Source organism: Actinoplanes sp. NPDC051861 (assembly GCF_040681145.1).
Taxonomy (GTDB): Bacteria; Actinomycetota; Actinomycetes; order Mycobacteriales; family Micromonosporaceae; genus Actinoplanes.
Window position 1 is genome coordinate 851,597 of record NZ_JBFAYE010000002.1, and the last position, 15,614, is coordinate 867,210.

Genomic DNA, 15,614 nt, shown 5'->3' on the forward strand with positions numbered 1-15,614 from the left:
AGCTGACTTGATCGACGTCTATCGTGACGCATATCGAGACAAACTAGCAGACGGCTTTCTGAACGAACAGCGGCACTGGGAGAGAATCGAAGCATATGCTTCCGCTGACGGATACGCCCTCATTGAGGGCAGAATATCTGGCTACATGGTTGGATACGCACTCGGCTACAGATTATCCAAGGATGCAAAGTGGTGGAACGGACTTATTACGGAAGTAGATCCATCCCTAATCTCGGAAGATGGAGCACGTACCTTTGCCATCACATACATGATGGTGAGGAATGAATTCCGCCGCCGCGGATACGCCAGAGCGCTGCACGATGAATTGCTGAACGCGCGTCCTGAACGGCGCGCCGCACTGCTGGTCAATCCTTCGAACGTGCCAGCTCGAACGGCGTACGAAGCGTGGGGATGGCGCAAGATTGGCGAACTTCAGCCTTTCAGTGACGCACCCGTCTATGACGCGATGCTTAAAGATCCAATTTGATCAACGGATTTATGATCTCACTACTGGATTAGATTCTCTGATCAAGTAGCGAGCGAACACTTCTCCCCGTATTTTGGCCCATGCGCCTGAGACGTCAAATCAGGAACGTTGCCCCCTATGTCTGCGTAAAGCTATGACCGACACGCGAGTTGCACTCGTCACCGGCGCGAACCGCGGCCTTGGCCTCGCCATCGCACGCGGGCTCGCACATCGGGGGCTCCACGTCGTGCTGACCGGAAGGAACCAGGGCGCCGCTGAGGCGGCAGCGGATGACCTCGCCAGGGATGGGTTGTCTGTGAGTGCGCATCAGCTCGATATAACGGACGCTGCCAGCGTGGTGCACGCGATTGCAGGTACGGGCAAGACGTTCGGTCGCCTAGACGTGCTCGTCAATAACGCAGGAATCGCGATCGACCGCGGGCAGCTAGCCAGTAGCCCCGACTTCGAGAAGGTCCGGGCGACCCTGGAAGCCAACATCCTGGGCGCGTGGCGTTGCAGCGCAGCCGCTATCGCGGAGATGAGACGGAACAACTTTGGACGTATAGTCAATGTCACCAGTCATCTGGGTTCGCTTTCCACGATGGCAGATACGAACGTCGCTTACCGCGTTTCGAAGGCTGGCCTCAACGCTCTCACTCGAGTACTGGCAGCGGAGCTTTCCGGTACCGGGGTACTTGTGAACGCCTGCTCTCCCGGACGAATGAACACCCGCATGGCGTACGGGGAGACAGACCGCACGCCCGAAGACGGCGCTGATACGCCGATCTGGCTCGCGACCCTGCCGGATGACGGCCCTACCGGAGGGATGTTCGCCGATCGGAAGCCACTCAGCTGGTAGGCATCAGCGTACGGCTCACGACACCCGGCACATGAGGCCGTCTCGAATAACGACTACAGCGACACCCTCGGCGAGGCCTCCGAAGCTGTGGCTAAGTTCCAGCAGGTGTCGGCTCCGGAGCGGGGCATCCCTAAAGGTCAAGCAGCCGGCGCGTGGGATTGCCCTGCAACTCGACCGCTTGCTGTTGCAGCGAGGTGTTGTAGGGATCGATGGCGATGCCCTGGTGAAGCCAGGAGAGGGCGTCGGCGGGGTTGGCTTGTTCTGCTAGGAACAGGCAGGCGTCGAGGGCTTCCCGGCGTAGTTTCTCGCGGGCGGATTGAATCCATGGCCAGGGCCGGCTGGCTGCGAGCTCCCCTTGGTAGAGCTGAACGAGTTTGCGGCAGGCGCCGACGCGAGCGACGCTGCCGATTGCCTGGGTCGCAGTTGTCAGGGCTGCACGCCACTCGTCGAGATCTGTCTCGATCATCTCTGTGTTGAGGTAATAGCGGTCTCCCATGCGTTGGACTGGCTCGGTCAGGACCGGCTGCAGTTGTCGCCGCAAGTCGCTCAGCGTTGTGTGGAGGCGCTGGCTGATCGATCCGGATGGCAGATCCGGCCAGGCTGCGGCTATGAGCTCGGAGCGGGTAGCGCCGGTTGGGTGGACGGCGAGGTAGGCGAGGATTTGCATCCCGGCGGATCGGCGGAGCCGAACGGCTTGGCCGGACACCATGAGGACACAACCGCCCAGCAGTGCGAGCCGTGCCGGAACAGGTCGGCCATACTCCGCACGCCTAGCGCTGGTGTTGTTTTGGATCAGTGCTGGCTCTCGGGGTGTGGCCGGGTGTCGTTGCCTGGCGAGGGCAAGAAGGTCGCTGGCGGCTTGCACGTCGAGGGTGCAGAGTCGCCGGGGCGAGGTGATGCCGGTTCCGGTGACGGTGCCGTCTGCGGCGACATGCCATCTGATGTGGGCTGTAGGCGGGTCGCCGATAGCGAGCACGGTCACCGTTTCGGTCGGTGATCTGGATTCCGTCATTCCGGAGCTCCACGGGGCATTGCCTCGGCGGTTCGCGGCACCGATATCGGCCTGTGGCCGTTCCGGCTCGGTGGCCGGGAGGACCGTGATGCCGACGGCGGCGAGTGTTGAGTTGTCGAGGCTCGGCAGGATGTCGTTGCGGTGTGCCGACTGGATCGCCAGGCCCGTGACCGGTGGTGTCGTGAGTGCTGCGGTGACGAGGAGGCCTCGTGCAGCGGCCAGCGCTCCAGGGCCGTGCAGGTGCAGGGCACCAGGCGGTAGGTGCTCGGGCAGTACCGGTTCGGGTTGACGGGGCGAGGTGCTCTGCTCGACAGCGGCGGTGACGGCTTGCACGGTTGCTGGTAATGGCTGAAGGTCGGCGTCGCTGTCGTGGGTTCCGAGCCGTCTTACATCAGGTCGGTAGGTTCGCCGCCGGTGCATCCAGATTGTGGTGGCGAGGGCAGCGATCACGGCAGCGGTGCGGTAGGGCATCCATCCGCCGCCGGGCAGGTCGATTCCTTGTTCGCCGCGTAGCGCGGGCGTGAGAGTGCTGGGGCCTTTCCTGGCGGGGTCCGCCGGTGGCGGGTCTGCGGTGGCAGACGGTATGCCGGGGGCGTGCTCGACCGCTGCCGCTGGCATGGTGAGGGCAGCGACTCCGGCCATCGAGCCGACGGTTACTTGGGCGGGCGTGGGCAGCGGCAGGGAGCGCAGCTGTCGCCATCGGCGGCTGAGCGAATGCAGCCCGCGCCGGGTGAGGTAGCCGAGCAGCAGCAGCCACAGTGAGGCCGCAACGATGATGACGCTGCCGCCGACCACGTCGGTCGGGGTCCGGGGGCCTTGCAGCCAGTCACTCACGCCGTCGGCGGTGAGCGGCGGCCACGGACGGTGAGAGAGCCAAAATCCGGCCAGCAGCGGCGGACCACCGAGGAAAGCGAGAACGATCAGGCCGGTGACCGCACGAGCGAACCAGCGCATCGTTGCCCCTGTTCAGCGGCGTCCGGCGAGCAGCACCCATAGCCGGGTGAGCAGCCAGACGACGACGGCGGCGGTGTAGAAGAAGCCGAGCATCCGGAATCCCCACCAGCCTTGGGCGACGATCATCACCGGGAGGGCGAGCACGATACTCAATCCGATCCGGAGAGCGAGGTGGCGGACCACGGTGCAGGCGATGGCGACCGCGAACATCGCCTCGCCGATGTAGCTCAATGTGGGTCCCCAGCCCCAAAGCCAGTACGGGAGGCGGATGACCGACCAGAGCGCGCTGATGACGGCACCCGCAGTCGCAAAGATCAGCGAACTCGCCGGAAAGCTCAGGAATCCGTCCCAGCCGGCCGCCGGAGTGAGCCGCCGACGTGCGGCGGCTACGGCGAGCAGCGCCGTGCAGGCGGCGACGGGCAGGCTGGGCCAGACCGCCCACTGCACGGTCCATTCCGGAATTCTGGTGAACGCACCGTTGAAGTACGACGTGGCGACCAACGCGTAGATGTACGCGATCACCGGGCCGACCACCACCGTGATGCCGAGCGCGGCAGTGATCCTGCTGATTGATCCGGTCCGGCCCGGCATGTGCGGGTTCTGATCCAGCAGAGCGGCGAACACCGAGGCCGCTTGGAGCAGACCCACCTGGATGAGCATGACGGCGACGGTCAGCTGCGGCCAGGCGGCATAAGTCTGCGAGCCGAGTGGCCGGTAGGTGCTGAACGGCTGGCTACCCATCATGTCGGCCTTCACCAGGAAAAAGGCATACAACAGCACCGACGCCAGTCCGGGCACACCGAGCAGCAGAATCCGCCGCAACGGCGGCAGCCGCAACGGCTCCTCGTCCCCCTCCAACCGGGCCGCCGCACCAGACGGATCCGCATCGGCCGCACCGGTCACTGCCACCATGTTCGGCTGCGCCGGAACTTGCGGCGCTACGCCTAGTTTCGCGGCGATCAGGTCCGCAGCGCCGGGTAGTGCGGCAACACCGCCGATCAGGTGCACGCCGTGGACCTCGGCGAGGGTCAGATCGGCGGCGGCGACAGCGTCGGCGGCCAGTTCCCCGGCGCGTTCCAGGACGGGCTGGGCGGCCTGCATGACGTGCGCATGCGTGACGATCGCCGGACCCGGTGCGCCTGGCAACGGTACGGTCACCGCCACCTGATCAGTCAGGGACTGCTGCAACATACGAACCGTCGCGAGAGTCGTCCACCGCTGCCCAGCGGGCAGCTCGTCCAGGGCCGTCCCGGTCAGCGCGGTGGTGAGTAGCGTATCGATGCGATCACCGCCAGCCGTGGGGTCGTGGAGAGTAGATATCACTCCGGTCTGCTGCGCGCCCTGCCGCAGCACCGTGGCCTCACAGCCAGCCCCGATGTCGATGACCAGCAGCACCCGCTCGGCATCTCCAGAAGCCGCGACGGCTGGTGCGATCCCCGGAGCCGCCGCGACCGGCACCTCCACGAGCCGCGACACGTGCAGGCCCCCAAGGCGAGCGGCATGCTGGAACCACATCCTGCGCCGCGGTCCCCAACCGGCGGGAACGAGCAGCTGCGCCCGTTCCACGCGCTCACCCGCCACCCGAGCGGCCTCGGCGGCCACCTGCCGCAGCGTGGCCGCCGCCAGCTCCGCCACCTCCCGAGACGCACCGGCGACCTCAACCTGCCCGGTACCGGCCCGCAGTGGCGACAACACGAACCCGTCTGGGTCGGTTGCGGCTCGCCGCCATGCCTCCGCCCCCACCGACACCTGACCAGTGCTGACGTGCACCGCTGACGACAGCCACCAGCCGCCGTCGAACTGCAGCACCACCCAGGAACCGTCTGCCCGGATCAGAACTGCACGCGTGATGGCCGCCCCGTAATCGATCACCAGCGATGGAGTCACCGGACCAGTGAAACAGAAGATCGCGAATGCGTCATCACACATTCACAGTCCGTGAGCCGAATCTGCCTGTTACCGCAACGCCTCTGACCAGCACTGTTAGGCGCTGTCAGGAAAGTGTGAGTGTTTGTGAGTGGCGAGAACGGCGCCGCCAGCATCAGAAGCCCTTAGCGTCAAGGTCACCTATCCAAGCCCACCGGTGCAGATGCCTCGCTGTCCGTCCGGCCGACGATCGGTGATGAATTCTGTTGAAGCCTCGGGGGTGACCGAGTTGATTCGTCTTTTCGCGGCAATCAGAACCATGATCACTATTGTTGTGATCCTGGCCGGAGTACCCGTCGTGATGGCCACGATCAGCGGCCCGCCGTGGCCGGACCAGAAACCATCCGCCGAGCAGGTGCAGGACTACCTCGAAGCCCCGTTGGATCCACACCACGCTGCGACGACCGGGTGGGCGCTCGCTTGGGTCCTCTGGGGCCTTGTGGCGATGGGTATTACCTCATTGGCGGTCACCCGGGCGCGGTCACGCGATTGGCAACGAACGTGGGAACGCGTGTGCTTCTACCTACCGAGCCCGTTGCAAAGCGTCACGGCCGGTCTGCTGGGAACTGCCGCCGTGGCGACGTCCGCCACCGCGTTGCCTGCCCACGCCGTTACTCCCACGGCCGCAGCAGCGCCAGATGACCACCTACCGGCTGCCATTCCCGCCAGCCACCAAGACCCCGCCACCGCCGACTACGGTCAACTGACGTCCGGGGAACGGACGCCGACGCCGACAAACGCCGCTGCGGTGACGGTGCAGCGAGGCGACACCCTGTGGGAAATCGCGGAACGCAAGCTCGATGATCCCACCCGCTGGCGCCAGATCTACAAGCTCAACCGTGGTCACGAGCAGGCCAACGGGTACGCGCTGAAGGATCCCGACGAGATCCACGTCGGTTGGGTGCTCACCATGCCCGCGCGCGACACCACCCCGGCCGAGCCCGCCCCGAGCACCCCGGCGCCACCAGCGGACACGACCCCGTCCGATGGCGGCGTGACCGAGCCGGGACCGAGCGGCGCGGCCCCGCCCACCGCCCCGGCGTCGCCGGGACCGGCGGTCACCACACCCGCCCCAGCGACGAATACCCCGGGCAGCCTACCGGCCACGGGTGCCCCGGCGGCCGAGGCACCGACGAGCCCTGCACTCTCTGACGAGCGCCCGACCGACGACACCGCCGCGCCGGACAGCGGTACGGAGGCCGCCGACGATGAGGCTGGTATCAGCCTGCCGTCTGAGGGTTGGATCAGCATCGGCCTGGCCGCGTTGATCGCCGCCGTCGCCTCCCTGCTACGCCTGCAACGACGCCGCCGCGCCCGGCTCGTCTCTCCCATCACGGCCCGCATCGCCGCGCAGCCCGCACCGGTTCCCGAGCCCCTTGCACCGGTCGACGCGGCTGGTGCCCGCCATGTGCCCGCCGATGATGACGAGCCACACCGCCCCGCCGCACCGGCCGTGCCCGCCCCGATCGGCCTCGATCCGGACGGGGTCGAGGTCAGCCTGTTCAACCTGCCCGGCCCCGGCCTCGCCCTAGTCGGCGACGGTGCCGAATCGGCGGCCCGCGCGGTGCTGGCCGCCGTCCTCGCCACCGGCGCCACGCAGAGCGCCGAGGCGCGGCCGGTGGTGGTCACCACCACCGGCCTCCTCGCCCGGCTACTGCCCGCCGGAGCCGCACTACACGGGCTGGACCCCGACGGCACCAGCTACGACGGCGAGCGCCTCATCGTGCTTTCCGACGCCGCCGCAGCCGTCACACACGCCGAGGAGGAGATGATCGTGCGGCGCCGGCTGCTCGACACCTTCGACCTCGACTCCATCACCGCGCTGAACAAGCGCACCGACCACGCCGAAGTGCAACCGCCGTATGTCCTGCTCATCGAGGCCACCGCCCGGCACGCCGCCCGTTTGCGTGCGGTTGGCGCTCACCGCTCGGCGCTGCACCTGCACCCGGTCGTCCTCGGTGAACTCGACGGCATCCCCACTGCCGAGACCGCCGGGGTGGCGCGGCCGTCCGCCCTCGCGGCCGACGCCCTCGCAGCCGTCCTGACCATGCTCACCGACGCCACCGCGCGCCCGGAACCCGGCCACGACATCGACCTCGACCCGCCCCCGAACCAACCGGCCGCGGCACCGCACGAAGCGCTCGCCGAACAGGATGAGCCGGTTCCCGCCCAGCCCTCCGAGGCGTCGGCTCCGGTGCGGCTGCGGGTCCTCGGCCCGGTCCTGGTCGAAACCGAGACCGGCCCGGTAAAGACCGGGATGCGCAGCGGCTCCTACACCGTCCTCGCGTCCCTGGCCGCGCACCCGAACGGGCGCACCCTCGACCAGCTCGCCGCCGACCTGCACCCCGACACCACCCCGAGCACCGCCGGAAAGCGCATCCGCACCGACATCAGCACCACCCGCAGGGTGCTGCGCGCCGCCACCGGCAACGGCGAAGCGATGTTCGTCGTCTACGACCCGGCGACCGGCCGCTACCGCCTCGACCCCAAGCTGATCACCGTCGACCTGTGGCAGATGCTCACCGCCATCGAGACCGCGAACACCGCCGACGACGACAGCCAGTCCCTCGCGTCGCTACGGGAGGCGATCGAGTTGTACGGTGGCGACTTCGCCGACGGCGCCGACCAGACCTGGATCACCGACTACGCCACCACCTACCGCCACCAGATCCTCTCAGTGCTGGCCCGCATCGCCGAGCTCCTCGAAGCCGACCACCCCGACCAGGCCGTAACCGCCCTCGAACGCGCGCTGGAGTTCGACCCGGTCAACGAGGAGCTGTACCAGCGCATCATGCGTATCCACGGCCGCGCCGGACGACCGGACGCGGTCCGGCGCACCCTGTGCCGCCTCGAAGATCGCCTGGCCGACCTCGGCGGTACCGAACCGTCTGAGGCCACCCGCCGGGTTGCCGAACGCCAGCTCCGGCCCGCCACCGCCAGCGGAGGCCACCGATGACTGACAACGCGAGAAAGGACGGCCAGGCCGTCAGCACCACCGTCACCGTCTCCGACGGCAGCCCTCAGCCGAGCGCGAACCATGGAGTCTGGTCGCCGGCCCGGTGGGCGTACTCGTTCTATGCCATGGCGGCCACCGGTGCCGTGATCGGCCAGACTTGGGTGGCCCTCGATCATCTGCCCTGGCCGCCCGCAGTGCCGGTCTGGCTACGAGTGCTGGCCATGTTGCCGTTCGCGCTCTGCCTGGAGCTGCTGGCCATCGCGCTCGCGGCGATGGCCGACGAGCGGATGCGCCTCGGCGAGCGCGCCTACGGGCTGCGGGCGTTCTCGGCCGTGGTCGCCGTTGTGGCAGTCGGTATTCAAGTCGCCGGTCACTGGCCGGACTACTACTGGTCGAGCGTGTTCGGGGTGTTGTCGGGCTCGGCGTACGCGCTGTGGATGCTGCATGCCGCTGCCCGCCGCCGAGACGCGCTGCGCGCGGCGGGCAAACTCGCCGACACCGCCCCGGACTACGGCCTGTGGCGCCGAGTGCGTCATCCGATTTGGACCGCCCGCGCCGCCGAACTGGCCCGCGAAGGTCGCCGTGACACCACCACCGGCGTATGGCGCCCGCTCGGCTTGTACGAGTCCCTGCGCGCCGCCGAGCTGGCCATCGGCGACGAGAAACGCCGACCGGCGGTTGCCGGCGCCGTCGAGCACGTCGTTCGCGCTGACCAGCGCGATCCGCATATGGCCGAGGTCGCCGTCCGCACCTTGGACCTCGACCGGCTCGCCGCCGAACTGGCTGCCCGAGTCGATTACAACGCCTGGGCCGACCGGCTCGCTCCCGCCATCACCGCACCCGCTCCGCTGCCAGCGGACAGCGAGGCCGACAACCCGGCCGAACTACCGCCTGCCAACGACGAAGCAGCACCCGAACAGCCGCACCCTCCAGCCATGTCGGACGCTGGCGCCCCCGTCGCCGGAGACGAACCGCGCCCCGGACCGCTCGACCGCGACGACAGCGAAGAGGCATACAGCGGCCAAGACGACCGCGAAGGCGACGAGAACGGAGACCAGGACGGCAACGAGTTCGACGTGGACGGCGATGTCGACCTCGCTTCGGATCTCGTTCCGCTGCTACCCGCGGCACGCGTCGCCCGCGACGAGTTGCTCAGTGAGGGACGCACGGTCAGCCGCGACGCCCTCGCACACTGCCTTCGCCGCAACGGCACGGCCATCCGCAACAACCGCGTGTCCGAGCTACTCGGCGCGCTGCGCCGCGAAGAGAAGGCCCTCAACAGCGCTCATCCGAAGGTGCCGGCATGACGAAGCACGCCGGGCCCGCACTCGCCGGTTCGGCGGCGTTGAGGAGGCCGCACATGGAAGACCTCAACGCGGCCCCTGCCCTTGCCGTGTCCAGCCGTTCCTTCCGCCATCGATCTTGGCTCACTTTTCACCCGCTTCTGGCACCCCTCTGGAGCCTCTCCGCGCTGCGGTGACCGGCAGGGTATGCCAAATGAGATCCAGTCCCAACCTGCAGGTGGACAGCCGAAATGAGAGCGACTCCGCCGGTCACCTCGATCATGCTTGGCCGGCCGAGGTCGTGCCACCAGCAAATGAGTTGTCGACGAGAGCGCACTTGATCATGCCGAAAGAAGTGGCTCGCGTATTTCATCATCATTTGCGTTGTTTTTCAATTCGCGAGCCGATCTAGACGGCAACGCCAGGCATTGACAATCTCTGCGAGCATGTTTCTTGGAGGGGTTGCGCATGAACCGTAGTGACATCAACGGCCTGGTGGAGAAAATTCTTCGAGGAACCTCATCCCTGGAAGATGCCGCTGATATCAATGATCCATATTTGTCTGCAGAGGCCTTGGCCGTAATTGCTGAAACCTACTGGGCGGCCGGAGATCTGGATTCCGCCCGTTATTCCATCTCCATCATTCGAGAGCCGTATCGAAAATGCGAGTCACTGATCACGCTACGCGGAAGCATATCTGCGTCATCTTCATTAGCGAATGATCTAGAGGCAGAAATCACGAACCTGATCACTCAAATAACCGACGAAGAACTGCGGGGATTTCTTGCCCTTGCGCTGTGCGCGCAATACTGCGCGGAATCACGCTACGAGGCAGCTTTCGACTTAGCCGTTACCTCTACGGTATCAACCTCCACTGAAAAAGCTTTGACTCGGATAGTTCACGAGATGCTCGCCGAAGACCAGGTTGATGTTTCGTTGGCGGAGAATATTCTAGCCAGCGTCTCGGCTATTGTTCCCGAAGGCTGGGAGGAACGGGACTTCACTTACTATGGCGCCCTTGCTCTGCACATGCGTGGATTGGCGCTACGGGATGTTAGCCTCGCCGACTCCGGAACAGCCGATTCCCGCCATGAAGGCCAAACCGCGATGCAACTAATCCAGTCCAAGAGATTCGGAACAAATTGGCGGCGATTCTCTAAATCACGGCGGCAGCGACAGTAGTAAAGCGGTCTTCCGTCCGAAATTGGTCACCCATGCCTGACACCGAGCCGGGAGTCCACTAATGTACGTACCACCTCGTACGGTAACCTCGGAGCATCTAACCGAATTCTGTCGAGTTGTCGCGCACGGCGAATATTTTGGACTCATTTCCCTTTGCGACGAGCTGGATTCAAATGCCCTTGCCTTGTCCAACCCTCTTTCGAGTGACGTTACAAAATCGGAAGTCTACCGCCTGGCTTCGGGTAGGGTAGATTTCGACAAGTGCGGCATTAGTCGCTCAAGCATATCCATCGTAGATGGACTGACTAGGCCGGATTTCCGGCGGAACCTGCGCGGATTTGCGAAGCATTACACGTCTGTTCCGTTTCATTCGGTATATCTGCGCACTGCGCAACGGGACCAGGACCTCCTCCTTTCCGAATTTTACGGCTTTCTTCATGAGATCGCCTCAAAGACATTGGACATCTATATTAGGCCCGGCGACTTGCTTCCGCTTAATACGGAGAACGGCCGCGAATCCGACGTGATCACCACGTACTCGTGGTGGGGCCCAGAGGGGGAGGTCGGATCGGAGGCGTTACGCAAAAATGGCGAAGCCGCCGAGAATTCGTTGCTCGTATGGGGCAAGGATTTTTCACCTGCCCTGCTGCCGTTGGGTAGATTTATCAACCCTGTAAAAGTGAGCGCTATCGCGGCTTTGGTTGCCGCCCTCGAATCCGGGTTAGGAGTTCGGGCTGCCTGTGATCTCGCTGCTATGAAACCCATCGAACGCTTTGAACTAGCAGCGTCCGGGCGGCCGGACCGCATAATCGTGCGGCGTTGGGTTGCGGCTCTGCAAACGCGCCATGCCGAGTTCCCGGAGGACGGCTATGACGAGGTCGCTAGAACGCTCAAGCAACTACTTCTTCCGTCACCACTTGGTCTCGCATATGCCAGCACGCGGTTCCGAGTGATGGCAGGGCTTCTTACTGGAGGCATCGTATTTGCCGATAAGGCAGAAGTCGTTATTCAAATCCCACATGCGTGGCACACTCTCGTCAGCTGGTTTTGATTGCATACAGATGTGCTGTTTGCTTTATCGGATCATGGTCGGAATTGCTAATCATCATCTAGGACATGCGCGAAGTACGCATCTCGAATTTCTGATGCCGCCCGGCGCGAGGGCCTATTCAGGTATTGACCAGTCGCAGGCTGACTTGACGCGGCGACATCGCCCGCAGCTTACTCAACTAGCCGCCGATAGGGCGCGCGCCTCGCAGCCGTGGAAGATCGGGCGCCGGACGGAGTGCATCGCTCGGGGAGAACCTCACGAAATGGCCCTCCGTCCGGCATCTGAGCAGCGTAGATGGCTGCGCCATGCAAGCCGGACACTGGTCCGCCTGAGCACGGATCTGTCGCCGACCGTCTGTCAAAGTTTCTTTTGGACCGCCCGAATCGGGCCTTCTGCCGCGGGGGTGTCGCGTCCGCCAGTATGCCGCCCCTGTCGGCTTGATGCCTCGCCGTCGGTCGGCATGGATGGATGCCAGGCGCCCGATTGACGGGCACCGCCCGTGCTGACCAGGAGGAACCGATATGACCACCCCTGCGCCCGGACGGCGCATCATCGAACTCAGCGAAGAGGCATTCGATGTTCTTGCCCGCACCGCTGAAACGCAGGGGACCGATTTCGACGGCGCGTTGCGGTACCTGATGCAGGCTCCGGCTGTGCCGACCGCCTCGCAGAACAAGGATCAGGACGCGGACGAGTGAACTGAGACGCGAGGCGCCGCCGGGCCGAAGTGGCCGGCGGCGCCTCGCATGCCTTAGGGGTTAGCTTGTCGGGTCCCCGTCGGCGGCGGTGAGCAGCCGTTGCGCGGTCCGTTCGGTGATGCCTAGGCGGTGGGCCAGGTCGACGCCGAGGCCGCGCCGGTCGCGTCCGGCTTCCTTAGCCTCAGCGAGTAGTTCGGCGGCGGCGTGAAGGCGGGGGTCGTCGGCGTAGGGGTGCGGTTTCCGGACGCTGTTGGTGGTGCCGGGGGTGCGGCCGGTGGATTGGCGGCCGGTACGCGCGTCGGCGTGCGCCCACACGGTGCGCCGGTACCAGTAGCGGCGGATACGGCCGCTCGGCAGTTCCTCCACGAAGTCCGGGTGATCGATGAGTTCGTCCGGCAGGTTGCGGTGCGAGGCGTAGCCGAGGATGGCGGCGGCGCCGCCGGAGGTGACGCGGTCGTTCGGGCCGCCGCTGCGGTCGATCTCGGTGAGCACGGCCTTCTTCGCCGTGAGGTGCGCGGCGTGGAACGCGGTGATGTCGTCGAGCCAGAACCACTCGCCGCCGCCGTGGGCGAATGCCTCGGGAAAGCCGAACCGGTCTCGGTTGCGGTGCCAGTGGTTGACCGTGGAGCGCGAGGCGCCGGTCTGGGCGGCCACGCCCGCACGGTCGAGGGCGACTCGTCCGTCGATGCTGCTTTGCGCCACGAGGATCATCCTTACACCTCCGGTCATGCTGAGGTCGAGCATGCGAGGCCGGGCGGGGCGGGGACCGTGGGACTACGATCGCTCGCACACCCCTCCCGGGAGGTGCGGCTCGTTGGGCGCGGTGGCCCGGGACTCGGGTGAGGTGACCGGCGGGGTTGCGCGCACCCTCGGGTGTGCCCGCCGGTCACCGACCCTTCTACCCCTTGCTCCGCTGGTCGATCGGTCGGCCGGTGCCGTCGCTGGTGTCCGCCCGGTCCGGCGTCTCTTCCCACGCCATGAGCGGATACTCCGCGGTGATGCGCCCACGGCCGGGCCGCAGGGTCTTCAGGACGGTGCTGTAGTTGCCGTGGAGTAGTCCCCGCACGGTCATGAGTTTCTTGCCTCGGGTCAGTTTCGAGGGCATCGCGTCAGTGACGCGGGCGATCAGCCCGTAGAGGTCGCGGCCTTCGATCAGTGCGGCGCAGCCGTCACACGCGCTCCATCGTTCGCCCCAGATCCGCAACGGCCCTTGTTCGGTCTCGACGGCGTGCGTCCGAGCCGCATCGTGGCGGCGCTGGTAATCGGCCACGTCCACGGTTCGCCGGGTGACGTACGTCGTCTTGGTTTCCTGGTCGGCGCAGACGTAGACCCAGCGGGCCTCGGGGCTGGAGCAGAAGTCGCACTCGATGATCGGATCAGGGACCTCGGTCACCGGCGCCGGCCGGGGCTCATGGTCGGGGGCGTCACGGCGGAGTTCGTTCGGGTGCTCGAAGGTGACCACTCCGTTGGGAGTCTGGCGGCGGTGTAGTGCGCGGCGGCAGGTGCAGCAGTGAAACGGCATCTCGTCGTGCGTCGAGGACGTCCGTGCGGGGGTGAGGGTCACCGGTCCTCTCCTTCCGCCTCGTCGCGGAGGATGCCCCACGCCAGGCTGGCCATGAGGGTCAGCGGCAGACCCGCGATCTTCGCTTGTGCTCGGGGGGTGGCTGCCTCGTAGACGGTGAGGATCGCGGCTGCGGTGGTCGCATCGACGACGACGACGTCGATCTTGCGGCTGTGGCCGTCGCGTGTTTCCCGCAGGGTCTGCATGATGTGCGGGTCTCCGGTGACCGCGTCGTCCGGGACGAGTTCGATCTCAGCGGCGTCCGGGCAGTCTGGGCAGCTGACCAGGCTGGGCTCATCAGTGATGCGAGCGTCCGGCACGTTGCTGCCGCACACCGCCCCGGCGTGCCAGGCGGACCGGCCGTGCGTGAAGGCGGGCCTCATGACCCGGCCTTGCCGTTCTCCGCCTCGTCCGCTGCATGGCAGAAGTCGGTGCCGAGATAGGTACGGAATACGGCCGAAAGCGCGTCAAAGGCGGCGCCGAGTTTGCTGTGGAGTACGTCGTGCCGCTCGGTGCGGCCGATCGCGTGAAAGAGGCTGCTCCGAGCGGCGATGAGATCGGCCATGACGGCCTCACGGTTGAAGGCCGAGGCGTCGACCGTGATCTCGTGCGCCCCGTACCAGGCGGTGGAGCCGTCGCGGTATTCGACGCGGTACCGGGAGCCCTGCTCGATGTGGGGCTGAGGGACAACGTCGATGACGACGCCGGGGCGCTGCTCGAACGGTTCGAGCCCGTAAGGAACGGTCACCACGTCCCGCAGAAGCGGGAGCGGCTCGACCATCATGCTCTCGATTAGATTCTGGCCGGGGTTCATGAAGACTCCTGATGTCAGCGGGTGGCGTGGTCGGACTCGCCGCCGCCGTTGACCTCGAAGGCGATGACGGCGTCGTCGGTTTCGGAGGTTTCGGCGTGCAGGTACAGATCGCGGGCGCGGCGCAGGACTCCGATGGAGAGGCCGTGAATGTCGAGGACGACGTAATCGGTGCGGTCACCGGAGGCGTGGTCGCGCTGGTAGATACGCAGGTTCAGCGCGGTGATTACGTCGGTGATCGCGGGCTCGACCTGGCCGAGTGCTGCGAGGGCTTCGCTCAGCCGGCGTCCGTCGAGGGCAACCTGGAAGGCGCCGACCTCGTGCCCGCCGGTGCCAATGGCGTCGGTCATGCCCGCCGCCCGGTGTCGGGCGTGTCCGGGCCGGTTGCGGTCGGCGTGCTGGCCTCGGCGGTGGTGAAGGGGCCGAGGACGCCGGACAGGGTGCCGCCGAGGCGCTCGTCGGTGATGGCCGCGCAGGCGATGAGTCGGGCGCCGGTGGCGAGGGCCTGCTCGGGGGTGTATCGCACGCGCACGGCTCGTTCGGCGTTGTCAGCGAGTGCGCGGATCAAGACCTGGCCCGTCTGCCACGTGCATACGAGCAGTTTCTTGTCGGGCATGGCGTACACCGGCAACTCGAGCGCCTGGCGCAGGTCGGTGCGCAGGGCGAAACGGGCGGCCTCGACGGCCGAGTCCGATATACGGACAGCGGTCTCTGCGGCGGCCTTCTCTGCCGGGGTGCTCGCTGAGCGGACGGCGGCTCGATCGCGGTCGGCGGCCTCGGCGTACGCGGTGGCAAGGGTGAAGAGGCGTTCAACAAGGGTCACGGTGTCTCCTGGTTGGAGGGGTCGATGGTGGC

15 protein-coding genes are annotated in these 15,614 nt (G+C 66.2%); 7 read left to right on the plus strand and 8 right to left on the minus strand.

Going from position 1 to position 15,614, the window contains the following annotated elements; genetic code table 11:
• The first annotated feature begins 7 nt into the window (after positions 1–7).
• Both AB0M02_RS10710 and AB0M02_RS10715 read left to right on the plus strand, forming a co-directional pair.
• Positions 8–487 carry a GNAT family N-acetyltransferase gene (locus tag AB0M02_RS10710; protein ID WP_364224400.1) on the plus strand — a complete coding sequence of 160 codons (480 nt, stop codon included), beginning with the start codon at positions 8–10 and terminating at the stop codon, positions 485–487.
• A gap of 133 nt (positions 488–620) precedes the next feature.
• Positions 621–1,325: an SDR family NAD(P)-dependent oxidoreductase gene (locus AB0M02_RS10715; protein WP_364224402.1), complete on the plus strand. Its 705-nt coding sequence runs from the start codon at positions 621–623 to the stop codon at positions 1,323–1,325.
• A gap of 130 nt (positions 1,326–1,455) precedes the next feature.
• Here AB0M02_RS10715 and AB0M02_RS10720 read toward each other — a convergent pair whose 3' ends face one another.
• Positions 1,456–3,291 carry a hypothetical protein gene (locus AB0M02_RS10720; RefSeq protein WP_364224404.1) on the minus strand — a complete coding sequence of 612 codons (1,836 nt, stop codon included), beginning with the start codon at positions 3,289–3,291 and terminating at the stop codon, positions 1,456–1,458.
• 12 nt (positions 3,292–3,303) lie between these two features.
• A complete protein-coding gene (locus tag AB0M02_RS10725) occupies positions 3,304–5,178 on the minus strand; it encodes an Hsp70 family protein (protein WP_364224406.1) in 1,875 nt (624 codons plus the stop codon).
• A gap of 340 nt (positions 5,179–5,518) precedes the next feature.
• Here AB0M02_RS10725 and AB0M02_RS10730 point away from each other — a divergent pair, with 340 nt between their 5' ends.
• The 5 genes from AB0M02_RS10730 to AB0M02_RS10750 all read left to right on the plus strand — a co-directional run bounded on the left by AB0M02_RS10730 (position 5,519) and on the right by AB0M02_RS10750 (position 12,387).
• Positions 5,519–8,173 carry a BTAD domain-containing putative transcriptional regulator gene (locus AB0M02_RS10730; protein ID WP_364224536.1) on the plus strand — a complete coding sequence of 885 codons (2,655 nt, stop codon included), beginning with the start codon at positions 5,519–5,521 and terminating at the stop codon, positions 8,171–8,173.
• Entirely contained in the window at positions 8,170–9,480 is a 1,311-nt protein-coding gene (locus AB0M02_RS10735) for a hypothetical protein (RefSeq protein WP_364224408.1), read from the plus strand. Before AB0M02_RS10730 ends, AB0M02_RS10735 begins: the two co-directional genes overlap by 4 nt.
• 444 nt (positions 9,481–9,924) lie before the next feature.
• Positions 9,925–10,638 carry a hypothetical protein gene (locus AB0M02_RS10740; protein ID WP_364224410.1) on the plus strand — a complete coding sequence of 238 codons (714 nt, stop codon included), beginning with the start codon at positions 9,925–9,927 and terminating at the stop codon, positions 10,636–10,638.
• 61 nt (positions 10,639–10,699) lie between these two features.
• Positions 10,700–11,689 (plus strand): hypothetical protein, encoded by a 990-nt coding sequence (locus AB0M02_RS10745; RefSeq protein ID WP_364224412.1) that lies wholly within the window; start codon positions 10,700–10,702, stop codon positions 11,687–11,689.
• 521 nt (positions 11,690–12,210) lie between these two features.
• Positions 12,211–12,387, plus strand: a complete 177-nt coding sequence (locus AB0M02_RS10750) for a hypothetical protein (protein ID WP_364224414.1) — start codon at positions 12,211–12,213, stop codon at positions 12,385–12,387.
• Between the two features lie 60 nt (positions 12,388–12,447).
• Here AB0M02_RS10750 and AB0M02_RS10755 read toward each other — a convergent pair whose 3' ends face one another.
• The 6 genes from AB0M02_RS10755 to AB0M02_RS10780 form a co-directional block, all read right to left on the minus strand.
• Positions 12,448–13,098 carry a hypothetical protein gene (locus AB0M02_RS10755; protein WP_364224416.1) on the minus strand — a complete coding sequence of 217 codons (651 nt, stop codon included), beginning with the start codon at positions 13,096–13,098 and terminating at the stop codon, positions 12,448–12,450.
• Between the two features lie 187 nt (positions 13,099–13,285).
• Positions 13,286–13,951 carry a hypothetical protein gene (locus AB0M02_RS10760; RefSeq protein ID WP_364224418.1) on the minus strand — a complete coding sequence of 222 codons (666 nt, stop codon included), beginning with the start codon at positions 13,949–13,951 and terminating at the stop codon, positions 13,286–13,288.
• The gene (locus AB0M02_RS10765) at positions 13,948–14,331 is read right to left on the minus strand and encodes a hypothetical protein (RefSeq protein ID WP_364224420.1); all 384 of its coding nucleotides are present in this window, start codon (positions 14,329–14,331) and stop codon (positions 13,948–13,950) included. The genes AB0M02_RS10760 and AB0M02_RS10765 overlap by 4 nt, the downstream gene beginning before the upstream one ends.
• Complete coding sequence (locus AB0M02_RS10770; protein ID WP_364224422.1) at positions 14,328–14,762, minus strand: hypothetical protein; 435 nt, start codon at positions 14,760–14,762, stop codon at positions 14,328–14,330. Before AB0M02_RS10770 ends, AB0M02_RS10765 begins: the two co-directional genes overlap by 4 nt.
• A gap of 14 nt (positions 14,763–14,776) precedes the next feature.
• A complete protein-coding gene (locus tag AB0M02_RS10775; protein ID WP_364224424.1) occupies positions 14,777–15,109 on the minus strand; it encodes a hypothetical protein in 333 nt (110 codons plus the stop codon).
• On the minus strand, positions 15,106–15,582 hold the full coding sequence (locus AB0M02_RS10780; protein ID WP_364224426.1) for a hypothetical protein: 477 nt from the start codon (positions 15,580–15,582) through the stop codon (positions 15,106–15,108). The genes AB0M02_RS10775 and AB0M02_RS10780 overlap by 4 nt, the downstream gene beginning before the upstream one ends.
• Between the last annotated feature and the right edge of the window lie 32 nt (positions 15,583–15,614).

Excerpts from the sequence above, each read along its gene's own strand:
- AB0M02_RS10715 (WP_364224402.1), top strand. The coding sequence starts at position 621 with ATGACCGACACGCGAGTTGCACTCGTCACCGGCGCGAACCGCGGCCTT.
- AB0M02_RS10775 (WP_364224424.1), bottom strand. The coding sequence starts at position 15,109 with ATGACCGACGCCATTGGCACCGGCGGGCACGAGGTCGGCGCCTTCCAG.
- AB0M02_RS10730 (WP_364224536.1), top strand. The coding sequence starts at position 5,519 with ATGGCCACGATCAGCGGCCCGCCGTGGCCGGACCAGAAACCATCCGCC.
- AB0M02_RS10765 (WP_364224420.1), bottom strand. The coding sequence starts at position 14,331 with ATGAGGCCCGCCTTCACGCACGGCCGGTCCGCCTGGCACGCCGGGGCG.
- AB0M02_RS10770 (WP_364224422.1), bottom strand. The coding sequence starts at position 14,762 with ATGAACCCCGGCCAGAATCTAATCGAGAGCATGATGGTCGAGCCGCTC.
- AB0M02_RS10735 (WP_364224408.1), top strand. The coding sequence starts at position 8,170 with ATGACTGACAACGCGAGAAAGGACGGCCAGGCCGTCAGCACCACCGTC.
- AB0M02_RS10720 (WP_364224404.1), bottom strand. The coding sequence starts at position 3,291 with ATGCGCTGGTTCGCTCGTGCGGTCACCGGCCTGATCGTTCTCGCTTTC.
- AB0M02_RS10740 (WP_364224410.1), top strand. The coding sequence starts at position 9,925 with ATGAACCGTAGTGACATCAACGGCCTGGTGGAGAAAATTCTTCGAGGA.
- AB0M02_RS10750 (WP_364224414.1), top strand. The coding sequence starts at position 12,211 with ATGACCACCCCTGCGCCCGGACGGCGCATCATCGAACTCAGCGAAGAG.
- AB0M02_RS10755 (WP_364224416.1), bottom strand. The coding sequence starts at position 13,098 with ATGATCCTCGTGGCGCAAAGCAGCATCGACGGACGAGTCGCCCTCGAC.
- AB0M02_RS10745 (WP_364224412.1), top strand. The coding sequence starts at position 10,700 with ATGTACGTACCACCTCGTACGGTAACCTCGGAGCATCTAACCGAATTC.